The sequence below is a fragment of the Terriglobales bacterium genome (genome assembly GCA_035454605.1).
Lineage (GTDB): Bacteria > Acidobacteriota > Terriglobia > Terriglobales > Acidobacteriaceae > DATMAB01.
Genome location: DATIGQ010000030.1, coordinates 21,106 through 38,818 on the forward strand (window position 1 = coordinate 21,106; position 17,713 = coordinate 38,818).

Genomic DNA, 17,713 nt, shown 5'->3' on the forward strand with positions numbered 1-17,713 from the left:
AACCGTGCATGAACCACACGACCCGCCAATCACGCCTCCAGGAGCGCATCCAGCGGCAAGGGTTCGACGCCGTGCTGGTCACTCACCTGCCCAACGTCCGCTACCTCTGCGGCTTCACCGGGAGCTCGGGGGTGCTGGCGGCCACTCCCGGGCAGGTTGCGCTCTTCACCGACGGTCGCTATGCGGAACAGGCTGCCCAGGAAGTGCGAGGGGCCAGAACAGTCATCACCCGGGCATCAGCCTTGCAGGCTGCCGGACGCTGGCTCGCCCGCCGCAAGGCGCGCTGCATCGCTGTGGAAGCTGACCACCTGACGCTGCAAGGCCAGGGGGTTCTCAGGGCCGCCCTGCCCGCCAAAAGCCGCCTACGGCCTCTGACGGGCATCGTAGAGCGGCTGCGGATGATCAAAGAGCCTCAAGAGGTAGAGCATCTTCGTGCCGCGGCTAGGCTGGGCAGCCGGCTCTTCCAAGGGCTACTGCCCCGGATTCGTCCTGGCAGGTTGGAGGTGGAAGTTGCCGCCGAACTCGAGTTCGCCGCTCGCCGCCGGGGAGCGGAAGGCATGTCCTTCGAAACCATTGTGGCTTCGGGCGCCCGCTCGGCGCTGCCCCACGGCAAGGCTTCCTCGCAACCTATTCCAAATGCTGGGTTTTTGATACTCGACTTCGGTGTTATACTCGCCGGTTATTGCTCGGACATGACCCGCACTCTGTACCTGGGCCGGGTTCCGAGGGGGGCCCGCAGGATGCACGAGGCTGTTCGCCAAGCCCAGTCAGAGGCCGTGGCCACGGTCCGGCCGGGAACCCCGGTGGGGGAAGTGGACCGGGCCGCCCGCCGGATTCTCACCAGGGCGGGACTGGCTGGATACTTCACCCACTCGACGGGGCATGGGGTCGGATTGGAGATTCACGAACCTCCCCGGCTGGCCAGGGGAGAACAAGAGCTTCTGGTGCCCGGCATGGTGGTCACGATCGAGCCCGGTGTGTACGTGCCGCGACGCGGAGGGGTACGGATCGAGGATATGGTCTTGGTCACGGAGCAGGGCTGCGAGGTGCTCACCCACGTTCCAAGGGAGTTGATCGAGCTGTAGCGCGGCCCATCACACCATGAACCAAAGGGAACTGAAAGAGCTCATCGAATTCCTCATCGAGAAGGACATCGCTGAGTTCGAGTTGGAGCGCGGCGATGTCAAGGTGCGCATCAAGCGCGCCTCCGAGCAACCTGGCAGTCCGCCCTACGTTCATGTGACGCCCGTGCATGCCGCTCCTTCCGTGCCCCAACCGGCTGCTCCTCCCGTCTCACCCGCGATTCCGGCAACCCCGGCTGCCCGGGAAACCGCGGAGGAGTCCGGTCTGCACCTCGTCCGCTCACCCATCGTGGGTACTTTCTATGAGTCTCCTTCGCCCGGAGCGCCGCCCTTTGTGAAGGTGGGAGACACTGTGGTCGCTGGCCAGGTACTCTGCATCATCGAGGCCATGAAACTCATGAATGAGATCGAGTCCGACGGTGCCGGCGAAATCGCCAAGAAGTTCGTCTCCAACGGACAGCCTGTCGAATACGGCCAGCCCCTGTTTGGCTTACGGTCGAGTGCCTGAGATCCGCACTGAAGGTTCCCGATGTTCAAGAAGGTCCTGATTGCCAACCGCGGAGAGATTGCGCTGCGCGTCATCTGCGCCTGCAAGGAGCTGGGCATCCGCACCGTGGCCATCTACAGCGAGGCCGATCGGAACTCGCTGCCGGTGCGCTTTGCCGATGAGGCCATCTGTATCGGCCCGGCACGCTCCAGTGAGAGCTACCTGCACATTCCCGCCGTGATCAGTGCGGCTGAGATCGCCAACGTCGAGGCCATCCATCCCGGCTACGGGTTCCTGAGCGAAAACGCCAACTTCGCCGAAGTCTGCGAAAGCTCGCATATTCGCTTCATCGGGCCTCCACCCGAGATTATCCGCCTCATGGGGGAGAAGGAGCGAGCCCGAGTCGCCATGAAAAAGGCGGGCGTGCCCATCCTGCCCGGCTCTGAGGGCGTGGTGCAATCCGACGGGGAAGCGCTGGAGTGGGCGCGGGAAGTCGGGTATCCGGTGATTGTGAAAGCTTCCGCGGGCGGCGGCGGACGCGGCATGCGCGTCATTCGTGACGCCGATGTTCTGCCCGCCCTCTTTGCCCAGGCCCAGGCCGAAGCCGCGGCCGCTTTCGGCAACGGCGACCTCTACCTGGAAAAGTTTATCGAGCGTCCCCGGCACATCGAGTTCCAGGTGCTGGCAGATAGCCGGGGCCGCGTGGTCAGCCTGGGCGAACGCGAGTGCTCCATCCAGCGCCGCCATCAAAAGCTGCTGGAGGAATCCCCTTCCGTCATGGTGAACCCCGAGCTGCGGCTGGAGGTGAGTGAGAAGCTATGTGCAGCACTCTCCGCCATCGGGTACCGCAACGCGGGTACCGTGGAATTCCTCATGGACGAGGACCGCAAGCTCTACTTCATCGAGATGAACACTCGCATCCAGGTGGAGCACCCGGTGACGGAAATGGTCACCGGATTTGACCTCGTCAAGAGCCAGATCCTGCTGGCTGCCGGCGAGACTATGGAGAACGTTCTGCACGGAGACATCGAGCAACGCGGCCACGCCCTCGAGTGCCGCATCAATGCCGAAGACCCGGATACGTTTCGGCCTTCGGCGGGAAAGATCACCGCCTTCCATACCCCCGGCGGAACCGGCGTGCGCGTCGATACCGCTGCCTATGCTGAGGCGGTCATCCCTCCCTACTATGACTCCCTCATCGCCAAGCTGATCACCCACGGCAAGGATAGGCAGGAAGCCGTTTCCCGCATGACCCGGGCCTTGGAGATGTTCATTGTCGAGGGCATCCGCACCACCATCCCTCTGCATCGCAGAATCGTGGCCAACCCCGATTTCCTGGCCGGCCGCTTCGACACCACGTTCATGGAACGATTGAATCATCCCCAGGGGACCAAGAAAAAGGGCCTTTGAGAGGCCATTCTCCCATGGCAACCACTGCCAGCTTCGCGCCCCAGGCACGCAACACGGTCCTCCCCCGGCTGTACGCCATCCTGGATGTCCCGTCCCTCGATGCGGCCGGTCTGTCCTTGCCTGGCTTTGCCTCGTCTTTGCTCGCAGGGGGTGTATCCCTCCTGCAGTACCGGAACAAGCAGGGAGAATCACATCGAATGCTGCAGGATGCCCGCCAGCTACGCGAACTTTGCCACGGCCGGGCAAAGTTGATCATGAACGACCGCGCCGATTTCTGCCTGGCCGCTGGGTTCGATGGCGTGCACCTGGGCCGGGATGACCTGAATCCGTGGTCGGCTCGGACCCTCTTGGGCAAGGATGCTCTGCTGGGCGTGTCGGCGCATGATGCGCGGCAGGTCGAGCACGCCGACCAGGGCCCGGCGGACTACATCGCCATCGGCCCCGTGTTTGCCACTTCGAGCAAGCGGAATCCGGATCCGACCGTCGGCTTGGCGGGGGTTCGTGCCGCCCGCAACTGTACTCAGAAGCCGCTGGTGGCTATCGGGGGCGTCACCCGGTCGAATTGCCGGGCGGTGCTGGAGGCGGGCGCAGACGCCGTGGCGGTAATCTCCGATCTTATTGTCGAACCGGCACGGTCGGTGGAAGAATTCCAGCGGCTTCTCGGATAGGGGAGCTGTTTTTCCGGGCCTGCGACCTTGCATCCCGGCCTGAAAGGAGCAGCTTGACGACCAACGCGCAGGCGCCAACCGCGGTGGCTGCAACTCCTGAGAACCAGGAACTGGTCAAAGGGATCGGCCTCACCACGGCCACAACGCTGGTGATGGGTTCCATGATCGGTTCCGGCATCTTCATCGTCTCGGCCGACATCGCCCGCCTGGTGGATTCCCCCGCCCTTCTCATCGGCGCCTGGCTGGTCACTGCCTTCATGACCGTCACCGGGGCCTTGGCATACGGCGAGCTGGCCGCCATGATGCCCCGCGCCGGCGGCCAGTACGTCTTCCTGCGCGAATCGCTCGGACCGCTGTGGGGTTTCCTCTACGGCTGGACCCTCTTCCTGGTCATCCAGACCGGCACCATCGCCGCCGTAGGCGTGGCCTTCGGCAAGTTCCTCGGCGTGTTCTTCCCCTCCATCTCTTCCACCAACTGGATCTGGCACATCGCGCACATCGGCAAGTGGGAGATCGGCCCCATGGTCCTGGGCAACATGGATATCGGCCTCAACACCCAGAACCTCATCGCCATCCTCAGCATCGCCGTGCTCACCGGGATCAATGTGCTGGGCCTGAAGGAAGGCGCTTTCGTCCAGAACGTCTTCACTGTGGCCAAGACGGCGGCGCTGGTCGGCCTCATCGTCGTCGGCATTTTCGTGGGCCGCAACGCCGAGGCCATCGCCGCCAACTTCGCCGACTTCTGGCGCAACGCCTCCCTCAGTTCACTGCATCCGGTGCAAGTCGGGGTTGGCGGTCCCATGGCAATGGTAGGCGTGTTCACCATCCTCGCCGTGGCCCAGGTCGGATCGCTATTCTCGTCCGACGCCTGGAACAACGTCACCTTCACCGCCGCCGAGGTCCGGAATCCACGCCGCAACCTCCCGCTGGCTCTGGCTCTCGGCACCGGGACCGTGTGCCTGCTCTACGTTCTGGCCAATTTCGCCTACCTCTCGGTGCTGCCGCTGGACGGCGATCCTAACGGCGCCACCGCTCTCGCCCGCGGAATCAAGTACGCCGCGGAAGATCGTGTGGCCACCGCCGCCATGCTGCATATGTTCGGCACGTTGGGCGCCGCGCTCATGGCCATAGCCATCCTCATCTCGACCTTCGGCTGCAACAACGGACTCATCCTGGCCGGTGCGCGCGTCTACTATGCGATGGCCAAGGACGGCCTGTTCTTCCGCTCCGTGGGCTCCGTTCACCCTCGTTTCCACACTCCCGTGGTGTCGCTGGTGGTGCAATGTCTCTGGACCTCGGTGCTCTGCCTCTCCGGTACGTACGGCCAGTTGCTGGATTACATTGTGTTTGCGGTCCTGGTGTTTTACATCCTGACCATCGCCGGGCTGTTCGTGCTGCGGGTCAAGCGTCCGGATGCTGAGCGCCCCTACCGTGCTTTCGGCTATCCCGTCCTGCCCGGCCTGTATATACTCGTGGCCTTGTTCATTGACGTCGTGCTGCTGCGCTACAAGCCGCAGTACACCTGGCCGGGGCTGATCATCGTATTGCTGGGCGTCCCGGTTTATTTTTTGTGGTCACGGAGCTCGGCCCGGGGCACTGAGGTACGCACCTGATCTTCAACTCCTTAGGAGACAACGCGAAAGAATGGCCAACTACCTGGCAACCAAGCCGCTCGATCTTCTGCTGACCGAAGCGCAAGACACTGGCGAACATAGTCTGAAGCGGGCCCTGGGCCCCTTGAACCTGGTTTCCCTGGGCATCGGCGCCATTATTGGGGCTGGCATTTTCGTCCTCACCGGCCAGGCGGCGGCTCAGCATGCCGGTCCCGCCATCGTCCTCTCGTTTGTTCTGGCGGGCTTGGCCTGCGCGTTCGCCGGCCTCTGCTACGCCGAGTTCGCCTCCCTGATTCCCATTGCGGGCTCGGCATACACGTACGGCTACGCCACTCTCGGCGAAATCTTCGCCTGGATCATTGGCTGGGACCTGATTCTCGAATATGCCTTCGGCGCCGCCACCGTGGCCGCCGGCTGGAGCGGCTACTTTGTCAGCCTGCTGCAGGACTTCAGGATCTACATTCCGCCCCAGCTCGCCGCCACTCCCGGTACCAAGCTGGTTTTCTACGACGAGCGCTGGATTGCGCTGGCCAGCCTGCCCGCCGGCGTGAGTCCGGACGGATTGCCGCAGGCCACCGGCATCTTCAACTTGGTGGCTTTCGTCATCATTCTGGTGGTCACGGCGATTCTCGTGGTTGGCATCAAGGAGTCGGCGAATCTCAATTCCGCCATTGTCATCGTCAAGGTCAGCATCGTGCTGATCTTTATCGCGATTGCCGGTCTCTATGTGTTGCGCAATCCCGAGATCGCCTCTGCGAACTGGACCCCCTTCATCCCCGCCAATACCGGAAAGGAAGGTGAGTTCGGCATCTCCGGGATCGCCACCGGCGCCGCCGTCGTCTTCTTCGCCTACATCGGCTTCGACGCGGTTTCCACCGCCGCCCAGGAGGCCAAGAACCCACAGAAAGACATGCCCATCGGCATCCTGGGTTCGCTCGCCATCTGCACCGTGCTCTACATCGTGGTTTCCGGTCTGCTCACGGGTGTCGTCCACTACGAGCGCCTGAATGTGCCCGATCCCGTGGCCATCGGCATCGACGCCACCGGCATCGGCTGGCAGATTCCACTGGGTTCCTACAGCATTCGTGTGAGCAGCCTGCTGGTGAAGGGCGGCGCCATCTTCGGACTGGGCACCGTCATGCTCGTCATGCTCCTCGGGCAGTCCCGGGTCTTCTATTCCATGTCCCGCGACGGACTACTGCCGCCGTGGATCGGCCACATTCATCCTCGTTTCAGGACCCCCTGGATCGCCACCATTCTGGTCGGTGTCGTGGTCGCCTTCTTCCCCGCCTTCCTGCCTATCGGTGATCTAGGCCATCTGGTAAGCATCGGCACACTGCTGGCGTTCGTCATCGTCTGCGCGGGAGTGCTGGTACTGCGCAGGAGGCGTCCCGACCTGCCTCGGCCGTTCAAGACCCCGTTCGTTCCCGTCGTGCCGGTGCTGGGCATCATCGTCTGCTTGTACCTGATGAAGTCTCTGCCCCTGGTTACATGGGAACGACTGCTCATCTGGCTGGTGATCGGCATGGTTCTGTACTTCTCCTACGGCATCCGCAACAGCCGGGTGCAAAAGGCTCAGCGCGCAGCTTCTGAGGCTACGGCCAGCTGAACGGACTGGACGAATGTTTGACAGACGGCCTCGCCCTAGCGAGGGCCGTTGCGTTTCTGCTGGTAGAATCCTCGGCGACCGGATTCCACCATGCTCCTACTCGGCGCCGTCTTCCTGGCTGGGGTTCTGCACGGGCTTGGCCCCGACCACTTGGCTGCCATCACCGCGTTCGGGGCCGCCAGCGGCCGCTTCGGCCGCCTGACCTTCTTCTCTCTCCGCTTCGCCGCCGGACATGCGTTCGTGATCCTTCTGGCAGGTCTTGCGGCATTCTTCGGCCTGCACCTGGTTCCTCCGGCATGGGGACGTGGGTTTGAACTCGGTGCCGGCGGACTGCTCGTCGTCGCGGGCTTCGCGCTGCTCGCTGGCCTGCTCACGGGACGCCTCGTAGTGCACGCTCACCCTCACGATCACGCGGCTGGCCGGCATGGGCACTACCACCTCCATCTGTTTGGTCGCAGTGGCCATGCCCATGCGCACGGCAGGTTCGCCGCTCTTCTGGGTGCCTTGTTCGCCTTGGGTGGAACGCGCTCGCTGCTGGCTATCGCGCCCATCGCTCTTTCCGCCACCATAGCCGAATCGCTGCTGCGCATCGGCGCCTTTGCCTTCGGGATCGTCATCACCATGGTGGCCTACGGATGGCTGGCGGGCGGTGCTGTGAATCGGTTTTCGCGGCCCTCTGGCAGCCTCCTTCCGCAGCGCGCGGCTTGTGCGCTGGCTGGCGGATTTTCCGTAGCGGCTGGGCTGTTCACCATCCTTTCCGGTCTGCGGGGCTAGCCGATGCCCGGTTCCTCCCCGGCAGGGAAGAGCCTCCGCATCGCCATCGATACCGGCGGCACCTTCACCGATTGCGTTTGGATCAGCGATGGGATGGTGCGCGTCTTGAAGGTTTTTTCCACGCCTTCCGATCCCTCCCGAGCCATCGTCCAGGCCCTGCGCCAGATTCTTCACCGCAACCATCGTTTCCTGCTCCTGCACGGCACTACCGTCGGAACCAATACTTTGCTCGAGCGCAAGGGCGCCCGCGTCGTCTTCGTCACCACGGAGGGCTTCGAGGATGCGCTCGAGATCGGCCGCCAGGCTCGGCCGCGTCTCTATGACTTCTTCTTCGATCGTGTTGAGCCGCTGGTTCCCGCCGAGCGAAGGCTGGGCGTGCCGGAGCGCACGGCGGTCGATGGCGCTGTTCTTCGCCGGCCCTCACCCAAGCAACTGCGGGAGTTGGCTGCCCGGGCGTCGCGCCTCAAACCGCAGGCCATCGCCCTGTCGCTCTTGTTTTCCTTCGCCAATCCTGCCAACGAGCAGGCGACGGCGACCGCGCTCAGGAAACTGAAGGCTCCCCTCTCAATCTCGCATCGCATCCTGCCCGAATTTCGGGAATATGAGCGCGCCAGTACCGTGGTGGTGAATGCCTACTTGCAACCCGTCCTGGAGCGTTATCTGGGCAATCTGCAAAAGCGGGTGTTGCGCCTGCCCCAGGCGAGGGCCGCCAAATTCTTTGTGATGCAGTCCAGCGGCGGTATTACCGCGATGTCCGCGGCCGCGCGCGAGCCGGTCCGGACCGTCCTTTCTGGTCCCGCCGGTGGCGTCGTGGGGGCTGCAGCCGTTGCTCGGCGCAGCGGATTCGAGAACATCATTACCTTCGACATGGGAGGCACATCCACCGATGTCGCGTTGGTGGAAGGCGCTCCCCGCACCATGAGCGAGGCTGAGGTCGCCGGGCTTCCCGTTCGCGTGCCCATGCTCGATATCCATACCGTAGGCGCGGGCGGCGGCAGCCAGGCGCGCTTTGATGCCGCCGGTGCGCTGCACGTAGGTCCGGAATCGGCCGGTGCCGATCCCGGCCCCATCTGTTACGGTCGTGGCCTCCAGCCCACCGTCACCGATGCCAACCTGCTGCTGGGCCGGCTGCTCCCCGACCGCTTTCTCGGAGGCACGTTCCGGCTCGACCGACGACGGATCGAGCGCATCCTCCGCACATGGCTGCGCCGCGCCGGCTCCTCGCTCAACCTGGAGGAGTTCGCCGCCGGTGTGGTTCGGGTGGTGAACGCGAACATGGAAAAGGCCATCCGCGTGGTCTCGATCGAACGAGGCTATGACCCGCGCCAGTTCACGCTGGTGGCTTTCGGCGGCGCCGGCGCTATGCACGCCTGCGAACTGGCGCGCGCGCTTGCCATTCCCCGCGTCCTGGTGCCGCCGTCGCCCGGAGCGCTCAGTGCTTTCGGGATTTTGACCAGCGACGTAGTCAAGGACTCTTCCCGTACGGTCCTCTGGCGGGTGAACGCCCGCCCTCCCTCGGAGCTCTTGCGCCGTGAGTTCTTGCGGATGGAGCAAGCCGCAGGGCAGGACTTTCGCCGGGAGGGCTGGTCCCAACCACCGCGATTCCAGCGCTCGCTGGATGTCCGCTACCGTGGCCAGGGATATGAGTTGAATGTGCCGGCTACCGAGGATTGGCTCCCTGCGTTTCATCGTCAGCACCAGCGCCGCTACGGCTACGCCCATCCCGGCAGGGAGGTTGAGATCGTGACTCTGCGCCTGCGGGCTACTCTGCCCACCCTCGCCCAAGTTGTTCACACTCCTGCGGCTCAACCGTCCCGGAAAGCCGCCGGTACCACTTCTACGTTTTTCGACGGCCGCTTCACTCGCACCCGCATTTACGAGCGGGCGGGGCTGAGCGTGGGAAGGGTCTATTCGGGACCGGCTATCGTCACCGAGTACAGTGCCACCACCGTGGTGCCGCCCGGCATGCGCTTCCTGGTCGATCGCGCCGGTTGCCTGGTGATCCGCACCAAGTAGGAAAAACCGGGTCCCGAAACGCACCAAGTGGGAAGCACTTTCGATTGCCCATCGGCGGCGCTTCTTTTACAATCCGCCGCGCGGAGTTACGGCTGGGCGTTGCATCCATGAAGGCAGGCTCGTCATCTAATCAGCCAGTCGACACTCCGCGAGTGATATTGGCACACATCTTATGAGTACTGAACGCAGCGAGGGCAAAGCCCCGCAAAAGACGCAGAAACCCGCCGCGTATCCGGTGCTGCCGGTGCGCGATACCGTGCTGTTCCCCCACGCCGTCCTGCCGTTGACCGTCGGTCGGGAGAGCTCCGTCGAGCTCATCAACTCCCTGGGCGAGGACAAGACCATCATCGTGGTGGCGCAGAGGGACGCCCGCGTGGATTCACCCCAGCCCGTCGACCTGTTCAGCGTGGGCACGCTCGCCATCGTGCATAAGGTCGTGCGCATGCCCAACCAGAGCCTGTTCATCTTTACCGAGGGTTTGGACCGGATAAAGCTGGGCGAATTTGCGCAGCTCACCCCCTTCATGCGCGCCAGCGTACAGACCGTTCCCGACGTCAATATCGAGCGCACCCATGAGATTGAGGCCCTCGAACGCAACGTGCTCTCTCTGTTTCAGCAGATCGTCGCTGGTTCACCCACGCTCTCCGATGAGCTGCAGACGGTGGCCATGAACATCGATGACGCCGGGCGCCTGGCGGATTTTGTCGCTTCTTCGCTGCCCTCGCTGCCCACGCGCGACAAGCAGGAGATCCTGGAGACCCCCGACGTCTCCGTGCGCCTGAAATCCGTGAACCGCCACCTCACTAAGGAGCTCGAGGTCCAGCACCTGCGCAACAAGATCCAGTCCGAAGTGCAGGACCAGGTGCAACAGTCGCAGCGCGAGTACTACCTCCGCGAGCAGATGAAGGCCATTCAGAAAGAGCTGGGCGAGCAGGACGAGACTTCGCGCGATGTCGAAGAGCTTCGCCAGAAGCTCGAAGCCGCTGGCCTTCCCGAGGAGGTCAAGAAGGAAGCCCTGCGCGAGCTGGGCCGCCTCTCCCGCATGTCCCCCATGGCCGCCGACTATTCCCTGACGCGCAACTACATCGAGTGGCTGGCCGTGCTGCCCTGGAGCAAGTCTAGCGGCACGGAAGTGGACATCATCAAAGCGCGCGAGATTCTCGATACCGACCACTACGACCTGCAGAAGGTCAAGGACCGCATCCTGGACTACCTCTCGGTGCGCCGCTTGAAGCCCAGCATGAAGGGACCGATCCTCTGCTTTGTGGGACCTCCGGGCGTTGGCAAGACCTCTCTGGGCCGCTCCATCGCGCGCGCCTTGAACCGCAAGTTCGTGCGCCTGTCGCTCGGCGGCGTGCATGACGAGGCCGAGATTCGCGGCCATCGCCGCACCTACATCGGCGCCCTGCCCGGCCAGATCATGCAGAACATGCGCCGCGCTGAGACCAACGATCCTGTCTTCATGCTCGACGAGGTGGACAAGCTCGGCCGTGATTTCCGCGGCGACCCCGCTTCCGCCTTGCTGGAAACCCTCGATCCCGAACAGAACAATACCTTCCGCGACAACTATCTCGACGTGCCCTTCGATCTCTCCAAGGTGCTGTTTATCACTACCGCCAACATGCTCGATCCCATTCCCGAACCGCTGCGTGACCGCATGGAGATCATCGAGCTGCAGGGATACACCGAGGACGAGAAACTCCACATTGCCAATCGCTATCTTGTCCCGCGGCAGATCGAAGAGAACGGCATCACGCCGGAGAACATCGAGTTCCCCGAAGAGGCCGTACGCCACGTCATCCGGCATTACACACGCGAGGCCGGCGTGCGAAACCTGGAGCGGAATCTGGGCACCATCTGCCGCAAGCAGGCTCGCCGCATCGCCGAAGGCAAGACCGAAAAGCTGATCGTGGACAAAGAGACCATCCAGGAATTCCTGGGCGGCATCAAGATCCGCGTCGAAACCGAACTGGCCGAGCGCACCCGCCGCCCCGGTGTCGCCGTGGGTCTGGCCTGGACCCCGACCGGCGGAGATATCCTCTTCATCGAAGCCAACAAGATGAAAGGCAACAAGGGATTCACCATCACCGGTCAGATCGGCCAGGTCATGCAGGAATCCATGCAGGCCGCCCTCACCTGGGTGCGTTCGAACGCCGAGAAGCTAGCCATCAGCGAAGACTTCTTCAAGGACCACGACTTGCACGTTCACGTTCCTGCAGGTGCCATACCCAAGGACGGTCCCTCGGCCGGCATCACCCTCGTGACTGCGCTCGTGTCGCTGCTCAGCGATCGGTGCGTTCGTCCGCACACCGCGATGACCGGGGAGGTCACCCTGAGCGGAAACGTCCTCCCCGTCGGCGGGATCAAGGAGAAGGTGCTGGCCGCGCGCCGCGCCGGCATCCGCGACATCCTCATGCCCGCGGACAACAAGCAGAACGTCGAAGAGGACTTGGCGCCCGAGCAGCTCGAAGGCATTAAGCTGCACTACGTGAATACCGTCGAGGAAGTGCTGGACCTGGCGCTGCCCACCTCGCCTCTCGAAGAAAAGCAGGACGCCGAAGAACGCGAGAAAGTGCTCACCAACGCCGTCGGAGTTTAGCGTAACACATAAGATAGTTCTGCTAACCTACTAACAACAATATGGTTAGCAGGTTATGGTGCGCCTTGTTAACGAGTCCCTGCTGTGAAGCTCCTCAACCCTCAGCGTATCCTAGTTCCCATGCAGATCCGGGTACTCTTTTTCGGCCAGCTCCGCGATCTGGCGGGTCGCGATAGCGACTCGCTGGCGCTGCCGGAGGGAGCGACACTTGCCGATCTCCTGGCCCACTACGAACAGGGAATTCCACGCCTGAAAGAATTGCTGCCCAGCCTTGCGCTTTCCTTGAACCAGGAATATGCCTCTGTAGACGCCATCCTTTGCGACCGCGATGAAGTGGCCTTGCTTCCGCCCGTGAGTGGTGGCGCGCCGGAACCCGTGGTGCAACTCGTGCGCGAGCGGATCGATCCCCATCAGATCGTTCCTCCGCTGGAGCGCCCGGAAGACGGCGCCATCGTGATCTTCGACGGGATTGTGCGCAATCACTCCCGCGGCCGCCGCACTCTGTATCTGGAGTACGAAGCCTACGAAGAAATGGCGTTGAAGCAGATGCGCGCCCTGGCGGACGAAGCTCTCACCAAGTTTGCCATTCGCGACCTTGCCCTGGTTCATCGTCTCGGTCGCTTGGAGATTGGCGAGAGCAGCGTCCTCATTGCCGTGGTAGCGGCCCATCGGGCGCCGGCCTTCGACGCCTGCCGCTGGCTGATCGATACGCTGAAAAAAACCGTGCCCATCTGGAAGAAGGAATACTTTGAGGACGGGGCCATCTGGGCGGATGGGGAACCGTTTCCCGAAGAGATTTCTGCGGCGGCTCGGGGCGCGGCCCGGCCCGCATCCAAGTAAATACGGGTATGCGAATTCTCTTTCTTCTGGCCACATTGCTTGTCGGCCTTTCGCTCTGTGGCCAGCAGCCGAAGCCCGCGACCCAGCTGCCGCCTGCCCCGGCCAAGGAAGAGAAACAGCCCACCATCCGCGTCGACGTGAAGCTCGTCAACGTGTTCGTCACCGTGACCGACGAGAAGGGCGCTCCCGTTGCCGATCTCACGCAGGGCGACTTTCAGATCCTGGAAGACGATCAACCGCAATCCATCTCGGTCTTCGATCGTGAATCGGAATTGCCGCTTTCCATCGTGCTGGCCATCGATACCAGTCTCTCCACGCGCAAGGACCTGAAAGTCGAGCTGGAATCGGCGCGCCGATTCGTGCGTTCCATCGTGCGGCCGGTGGACGCATTATCGGTCTACCAGTTCAGCGAAGTGGTGGACGAATTGGTGCCCTTCACGTCGAATTTGGCTCGCATCGATGCCGGCATCCAGCGCGCCCGCGCCGGGGCTGCCACCGCGCTGTTCGATGCCGTCTACCTCGCCGGCCATGCTCTGGAAAACCGCAAGGGGCGCAAAGTCATAGTGGTGATCACCGATGGTGGCGATACCGTCAGTTCCATCCGCTACGCCGAAGCCGTTCGCTCCGCCGTGCAGTCCGAAGCCATCGTATACAGCATTATCGTGGTTCCCATCGCGGCCAGCGCTGGCCGCAACATCGGCGGCGAGAACGCCCTGATCCAGATTTCTCGGGACACTGGGGGAAAGCATTACTATGCCCAGTCCGACCAGCTCGACGCGGCCTTCGAGCAGATCAGCCGCGACCTCCGCACCCAATACCTGCTGGCCTACTATCCGCGCCAGCGTCTTTCCGGCTCCGAATTTCGCCGCATCCGCGTCCTGGTTCGCGGATCTGCGCCCGAAGGCGACGGCGAAGAACCCGCGGCCGGCTTTCGCGTCCGGCATCGTTCCGGCTATTTCACCTCCAAAGCGCGCTAGCGGCGCCGCGGCGCGATACAATGGCCGCATGGCGTTTCGCACTCCACACGGCGGCTCGCGCCCGCTCCGCAAAGGCAAGGCTCCTCCGCCGGAAGAGACATTTCTGGAAGCCGCCTATCTCAAGGATCTGGGCGAGAAGCAGACCCCGGTTTCCGTCAAGCTGCTGGATGGCGAGGTCGTCCACGGCTGGATCGAGTACTACGACCAGAAGATGATCCGCCTCACCCGCTCGGGCGAGCCCAATCTCTTCATCTTCAAGCACCAGATCCTGTACATCGCCGAAGAGCCCGGCCGCAAGAACTCCTAGTGACGTCCCGCGACGAGTTCGTTCCCGCCATGGCGGAGATCGCCCGTGAAGCTGGCGCTCTCCTCATGACCTACTTCGCGCGCCGCGTGAAGGTGGAATATAAAGGCGATGTAGACCTGGTCACCGAGGCCGACCGTGCCTCCGAAGCGCTCATTGTCGAGCGCATCCAGGCCCGCTGGCCTCGCCACGGCATCATGGCCGAGGAGGGCACCCGCGCCCCCGCTTCCGCCGGCTACTCCTGGTACGTTGACCCGCTCGACGGCACCACCAATTTCGCTCACGGCTTTCCGGTTTTCTGTGTGTCCCTCGGTTTGGAGCACAAGGGCGAGCGCATCGCCGGCGTCATCTACGACCCCACGCGCGACGAACTGTTTTCCGCGGAGAAGGGAAGCGGCGCCTGGCTCAACCAGCGCCGCATCCACGTATCGAAAATTTCAGCCCTCGCCGAGAGCCTGGTCGCCACCGGCTTCCCCAGCCACAAGCGCCACAAGAATCCCAACATCCACTTCTACCACCAGATCACGCTCCGCACTCACGGCGTGCGCCGCGCGGGTTCCGCCGCGCTCGATCTCGCCTGTGTGGCCTGCGGCCGCTTCGACGGATTCTGGGAGTTCAACCTCAATCCCTGGGACACCGCCGCCGGCGTCCTGCTGGTGGAAGAATCCGGGGGCAAGGTCACCGATTTCTCCGGCGGTCCCTTCCGCATCGAGAGCCGCGAAGTCATGGCCTCGAACGGCCTGCTGCACGCCGACCTGCTGCAAGAGTTCCAGGCCATCTTCGAGGGCCGCGGCCTGGAAGAGTTGCCCTCCGCCGTCGATTACGCCCGCACCCGCCGCTCGTAGGTTGGAAGCGCATGCATTGGGTGGCCTACGTTCGCGTCCCGGTTTTAGGCGCTAACGTAAGTCAATCTGCCGGCAGCGGCGGCGGACCCTCCGGCACGTACGGCTTATAGACGAATCCTTTTGTCTTCTCCTCGAACTCCGCGCGGATCGCCTTGCGTAGCTCGGCATCTTCGAACAGGTCCACCATGGTCGCGGCCAGCGCCTGCGAGGCGTACATCATGCCCTTGTGCCCGATGGACATCCCCCCGGTCGCCACCACCGACCACCCGTGCCAGGGCGCATCTTCCGGCGCCGTGGTCACAGAGAGGTGCAGCGTCGGCACCAGCCAGCTCACATCGCCCACGTCCGTAGAGCCGCCTTCCGGCTCACCGGGCGCATCCTTGATCGGTGTGATGGCGCTCTTCAGGCCCTTGGGTTCGACGCCGGCCGCCTTCTGGATCTTGCGTGCGAACTCCTGCTCTTCTTCCGTGAACTCGAGCGGCCCCAACCACACCAGATTGTTGTACAGGGCCCGCTCGCCGGCCATGTTCACCAGCATTTCGTAATCGCCGGCCTGCACGGTCAATTTCGATTCGACGTCGGCCATCAGCGCCGCGCCCTGCGCCATCTTGCGGACCCGTTGCATCATCTCGTCCATGTTCTCGCGCTTGTTGTCGCGCACCCACACCCACACCTTGGCGTATTCCGGGATCACGTTGGGCACGTCCCCGCCCTTGATCAGCGTGTAGTGGATGCGCGAGGTCGGCCGGATGTGCTCCCGCATCATGTTCAGGCCGTCGGTGAAGAGTTCCATGCCGTCGACGGCGCTGCGCCCGTTCCACGGATCGAACGCCGCATGGGCTGCCTTGCCTTTGAACTCCACGATGAAGTCGATGATCGCTTGCGAGCTGTCGGTGTCCGCCTCGGTCTCATCCGCGGGATGCCAGGCCAGCGCTACGTCGAGGTCGTTGAACAGGCCAGCGCGCGCCATGTACACCTTCCCGCCCACCGATTCTTCCGCTGGCGTTCCGTAGAAGCGGATGGTCCCTTTCAGCTTGCCGGCCGCGATCATCTCTTTGATCGCCAACGCCGCCCCCATGCTGGCCGAGCCGAACAGGTTGTGGCCGCAGCCGTGTCCGGCCGCGCCTTCCACCAGGGGCTCCTTCACCGGCGAAGCTTTCTGCGAAATGCCCGGCAAGGCGTCGTACTCGCCCAGGATGCCGATGATCGGCCGCCCCTCGCCGTAGCTGGCCACGAACGCCGTGGGCATTCCGGCCACGCCCCGCTCCACCTTGAAGCCTTGCTGCTCCGCGTAATCGGCCAGGAGCTTCGCAGACTTCTTCTCGCGCAGTGCGGTTTCCGCGAACGCCCATATCTGGTCACTCATGCTGACCAGGTCGGCTTGCCGCGCCTTCACCCGCGACACGGCTTCTTCCTTTTTCTTGATGTCAACCGCGCTGGCAAACGGCACAAGGGAGAGCAGGGACAGCACGAGCATCACCGCCACACGGCTAGCCTTCATCGGATTGCTTTTCTCCTGAGGGATAGATAGACAGCTATTGCGGTTTGGGCTTCAGTTGCCACAGCACGTTGACGATCTTCCACTGCCCGTTCATCTTCGCCAGGTGCATGTAATCGATCCATTCCAGCATCTCCGCGCGCACCGTGGCCATATTGTCGTAGACGTCGAGAATGGTCACGTTCTTGATCTGTTTCTCTTTAGGGATGTTCTTGCCGCTGCCCGTGCGGATGATCTGCACCAGTTCCAGCGCGCTCATCTGGTCGAGGCGAGTTTTACCGGAGGCATCGGTGCGCGCGATGCGCTTGGCCAGGTGCGGATGTAGCGCCCGTTCCATGCGCTCCCCATTGCCTTCGTAGTAGCTCTCCATGTAATCCAGCGCCGCCGCGCGGATGCCGGCTTCGTCTTCGGGCGAGGCTTTCGAGTCGGCGGCAGCGGGCAGCGTGAGCGCGCCGAGAATCAGTATGACCGGCAGCCAGCGGGACATCATCGTTTCCTCCATGTGCAAACAGACCGGTCATTATAAAGGACGGGCTCAGGCTATCTGGTGTTCTGCTGACTTGGTGATTCCGCCCAGTCACAAGGTGACGACTACTTTTCCTCGAGCGTGTCCTTCTTCAAGGTAGCGGAAAGCTTCGGCCGCCTCGCTCAGTGGGTAACGTCTCTCAACCATGGGTACCACTTTCCGGGCTTCAAGCAGCTCTTTCAGAAGAAGCAGATCCTTCTTGTCGATCCTCGCAACGAAGAAACGCATCTTCTTGCGGCCCATTCGCGACAGCAAGGGTCCCAGCAACATGGCCTGGAGGATCTGGGTCCAACCGCCTCCCACCATGACATAGATTCCATGCTGACGCAGCGCCCGCCGGTAGTCGAAGATCGAATGATAGGCGTTGGCCGCGACGATCAGATCGTAGCGCTGCCCGCTTCGCGTGAAGTCTGCGCGCGTGTAGTCCACGACGTGGTCGGCGCCGAGCGCTCGCGCCGTTTCCAC

The 17,713-nt window shown here is 63.1% G+C and carries 17 protein-coding genes; 13 read left to right on the top strand and 4 right to left on the bottom strand.

The window, feature by feature from the left end; genetic code table 11:
- The first annotated feature begins 8 nt into the window (after nucleotides 1-8).
- The 6 genes from VLE48_02135 to VLE48_02160 all read left to right on the top strand — a co-directional run bounded on the left by VLE48_02135 (nucleotide 9) and on the right by VLE48_02160 (nucleotide 6,869).
- Nucleotides 9-1,085, top strand: a complete 1,077-nt coding sequence (locus tag VLE48_02135; GenBank protein HSA91783.1) for a Xaa-Pro peptidase family protein — start codon at nucleotides 9-11, stop codon at nucleotides 1,083-1,085.
- A 16-nt stretch (nucleotides 1,086-1,101) separates the two neighbouring features.
- A complete protein-coding gene (gene accB, locus VLE48_02140; GenBank protein HSA91784.1) occupies nucleotides 1,102-1,590 on the top strand; it encodes an acetyl-CoA carboxylase biotin carboxyl carrier protein in 489 nt (162 codons plus the stop codon).
- 21 nt (nucleotides 1,591-1,611) lie between these two features.
- Nucleotides 1,612-2,979, top strand: coding sequence for an acetyl-CoA carboxylase biotin carboxylase subunit (accC, locus tag VLE48_02145; protein ID HSA91785.1), 1,368 nt, complete (start codon nucleotides 1,612-1,614; stop codon nucleotides 2,977-2,979).
- Nucleotides 2,980-2,993: 14 nt separating this feature from the next.
- On the top strand, nucleotides 2,994-3,647 hold the full coding sequence (thiE, locus tag VLE48_02150) for a thiamine phosphate synthase (protein ID HSA91786.1): 654 nt from the start codon (nucleotides 2,994-2,996) through the stop codon (nucleotides 3,645-3,647).
- A gap of 83 nt (nucleotides 3,648-3,730) precedes the next feature.
- A complete protein-coding gene (locus tag VLE48_02155; protein ID HSA91787.1) occupies nucleotides 3,731-5,260 on the top strand; it encodes an amino acid permease in 1,530 nt (509 codons plus the stop codon).
- A 31-nt stretch (nucleotides 5,261-5,291) separates the two neighbouring features.
- Nucleotides 5,292-6,869 carry an amino acid permease gene (locus tag VLE48_02160; protein HSA91788.1) on the top strand — a complete coding sequence of 526 codons (1,578 nt, stop codon included), beginning with the start codon at nucleotides 5,292-5,294 and terminating at the stop codon, nucleotides 6,867-6,869.
- Nucleotides 6,870-6,965: 96 nt separating this feature from the next.
- On the opposite strand, the gene VLE48_02165 is transcribed toward VLE48_02160, so the two are convergent.
- Nucleotides 6,966-7,334 (bottom strand): hypothetical protein, encoded by a 369-nt coding sequence (locus VLE48_02165; GenBank protein HSA91789.1) that lies wholly within the window; start codon nucleotides 7,332-7,334, stop codon nucleotides 6,966-6,968.
- A gap of 39 nt (nucleotides 7,335-7,373) precedes the next feature.
- On the opposite strand from VLE48_02165, the gene VLE48_02170 reads away from it, so the two are divergent.
- From VLE48_02170 to VLE48_02200, 7 genes are all read left to right on the top strand, one after another.
- On the top strand, nucleotides 7,374-7,643 hold the full coding sequence (locus VLE48_02170) for a hypothetical protein (GenBank protein ID HSA91790.1): 270 nt from the start codon (nucleotides 7,374-7,376) through the stop codon (nucleotides 7,641-7,643).
- Nucleotides 7,644-7,646: 3 nt separating this feature from the next.
- A complete protein-coding gene (locus VLE48_02175) occupies nucleotides 7,647-9,659 on the top strand; it encodes a hydantoinase/oxoprolinase family protein (protein HSA91791.1) in 2,013 nt (670 codons plus the stop codon).
- A 172-nt stretch (nucleotides 9,660-9,831) separates the two neighbouring features.
- On the top strand, nucleotides 9,832-12,258 hold the full coding sequence (lon, locus tag VLE48_02180) for an endopeptidase La (protein HSA91792.1): 2,427 nt from the start codon (nucleotides 9,832-9,834) through the stop codon (nucleotides 12,256-12,258).
- A 120-nt stretch (nucleotides 12,259-12,378) separates the two neighbouring features.
- Nucleotides 12,379-13,098 carry a molybdenum cofactor biosynthesis protein MoaE gene (locus tag VLE48_02185; protein ID HSA91793.1) on the top strand — a complete coding sequence of 240 codons (720 nt, stop codon included), beginning with the start codon at nucleotides 12,379-12,381 and terminating at the stop codon, nucleotides 13,096-13,098.
- An 8-nt stretch (nucleotides 13,099-13,106) separates the two neighbouring features.
- Nucleotides 13,107-14,075 carry a VWA domain-containing protein gene (locus tag VLE48_02190; GenBank protein ID HSA91794.1) on the top strand — a complete coding sequence of 323 codons (969 nt, stop codon included), beginning with the start codon at nucleotides 13,107-13,109 and terminating at the stop codon, nucleotides 14,073-14,075.
- 28 nt (nucleotides 14,076-14,103) lie between these two features.
- A complete protein-coding gene (locus VLE48_02195) occupies nucleotides 14,104-14,382 on the top strand; it encodes an RNA chaperone Hfq (GenBank protein ID HSA91795.1) in 279 nt (92 codons plus the stop codon).
- On the top strand, nucleotides 14,382-15,224 hold the full coding sequence (locus VLE48_02200; protein HSA91796.1) for an inositol monophosphatase family protein: 843 nt from the start codon (nucleotides 14,382-14,384) through the stop codon (nucleotides 15,222-15,224). The genes VLE48_02195 and VLE48_02200 overlap by 1 nt, the downstream gene beginning before the upstream one ends.
- Before the next feature lie 61 nt (nucleotides 15,225-15,285).
- Here the strand turns inward: VLE48_02200 and VLE48_02205 are convergent, their stop codons facing one another.
- The 3 genes from VLE48_02205 to VLE48_02215 form a co-directional block, all read right to left on the bottom strand.
- On the bottom strand, nucleotides 15,286-16,725 hold the full coding sequence (locus tag VLE48_02205) for an amidohydrolase (protein HSA91797.1): 1,440 nt from the start codon (nucleotides 16,723-16,725) through the stop codon (nucleotides 15,286-15,288).
- A 34-nt stretch (nucleotides 16,726-16,759) separates the two neighbouring features.
- Nucleotides 16,760-17,212, bottom strand: coding sequence for a nuclear transport factor 2 family protein (locus VLE48_02210; protein HSA91798.1), 453 nt, complete (start codon nucleotides 17,210-17,212; stop codon nucleotides 16,760-16,762).
- A gap of 87 nt (nucleotides 17,213-17,299) precedes the next feature.
- Nucleotides 17,300-17,713 (bottom strand): zinc-binding dehydrogenase (locus tag VLE48_02215; GenBank protein HSA91799.1); only part of this gene is annotated, 414 nt, incomplete at its 5' end.

What these genes read in the sequence shown, in the direction of transcription:
- VLE48_02135 (HSA91783.1), top strand. Translation starts at nt 9, where the DNA reads ATGAACCACACGACCCGCCAATCACGCCTCCAGGAGCGCATCCAGCGG.
- accB (HSA91784.1), top strand. Translation starts at nt 1,102, where the DNA reads ATGAACCAAAGGGAACTGAAAGAGCTCATCGAATTCCTCATCGAGAAG.
- accC (HSA91785.1), top strand. Translation starts at nt 1,612, where the DNA reads ATGTTCAAGAAGGTCCTGATTGCCAACCGCGGAGAGATTGCGCTGCGC.
- thiE (HSA91786.1), top strand. Translation starts at nt 2,994, where the DNA reads ATGGCAACCACTGCCAGCTTCGCGCCCCAGGCACGCAACACGGTCCTC.
- VLE48_02160 (HSA91788.1), top strand. Translation starts at nt 5,292, where the DNA reads ATGGCCAACTACCTGGCAACCAAGCCGCTCGATCTTCTGCTGACCGAA.
- VLE48_02165 (HSA91789.1), bottom strand. Translation starts at nt 7,334, where the DNA reads ATGGCCACTGCGACCAAACAGATGGAGGTGGTAGTGCCCATGCCGGCC.
- VLE48_02175 (HSA91791.1), top strand. Translation starts at nt 7,647, where the DNA reads ATGCCCGGTTCCTCCCCGGCAGGGAAGAGCCTCCGCATCGCCATCGAT.
- lon (HSA91792.1), top strand. Translation starts at nt 9,832, where the DNA reads ATGAGTACTGAACGCAGCGAGGGCAAAGCCCCGCAAAAGACGCAGAAA.
- VLE48_02185 (HSA91793.1), top strand. Translation starts at nt 12,379, where the DNA reads ATGCAGATCCGGGTACTCTTTTTCGGCCAGCTCCGCGATCTGGCGGGT.
- VLE48_02190 (HSA91794.1), top strand. Translation starts at nt 13,107, where the DNA reads ATGCGAATTCTCTTTCTTCTGGCCACATTGCTTGTCGGCCTTTCGCTC.
- VLE48_02195 (HSA91795.1), top strand. Translation starts at nt 14,104, where the DNA reads ATGGCGTTTCGCACTCCACACGGCGGCTCGCGCCCGCTCCGCAAAGGC.
- VLE48_02205 (HSA91797.1), bottom strand. Translation starts at nt 16,725, where the DNA reads ATGAAGGCTAGCCGTGTGGCGGTGATGCTCGTGCTGTCCCTGCTCTCC.
- VLE48_02210 (HSA91798.1), bottom strand. Translation starts at nt 17,212, where the DNA reads ATGATGTCCCGCTGGCTGCCGGTCATACTGATTCTCGGCGCGCTCACG.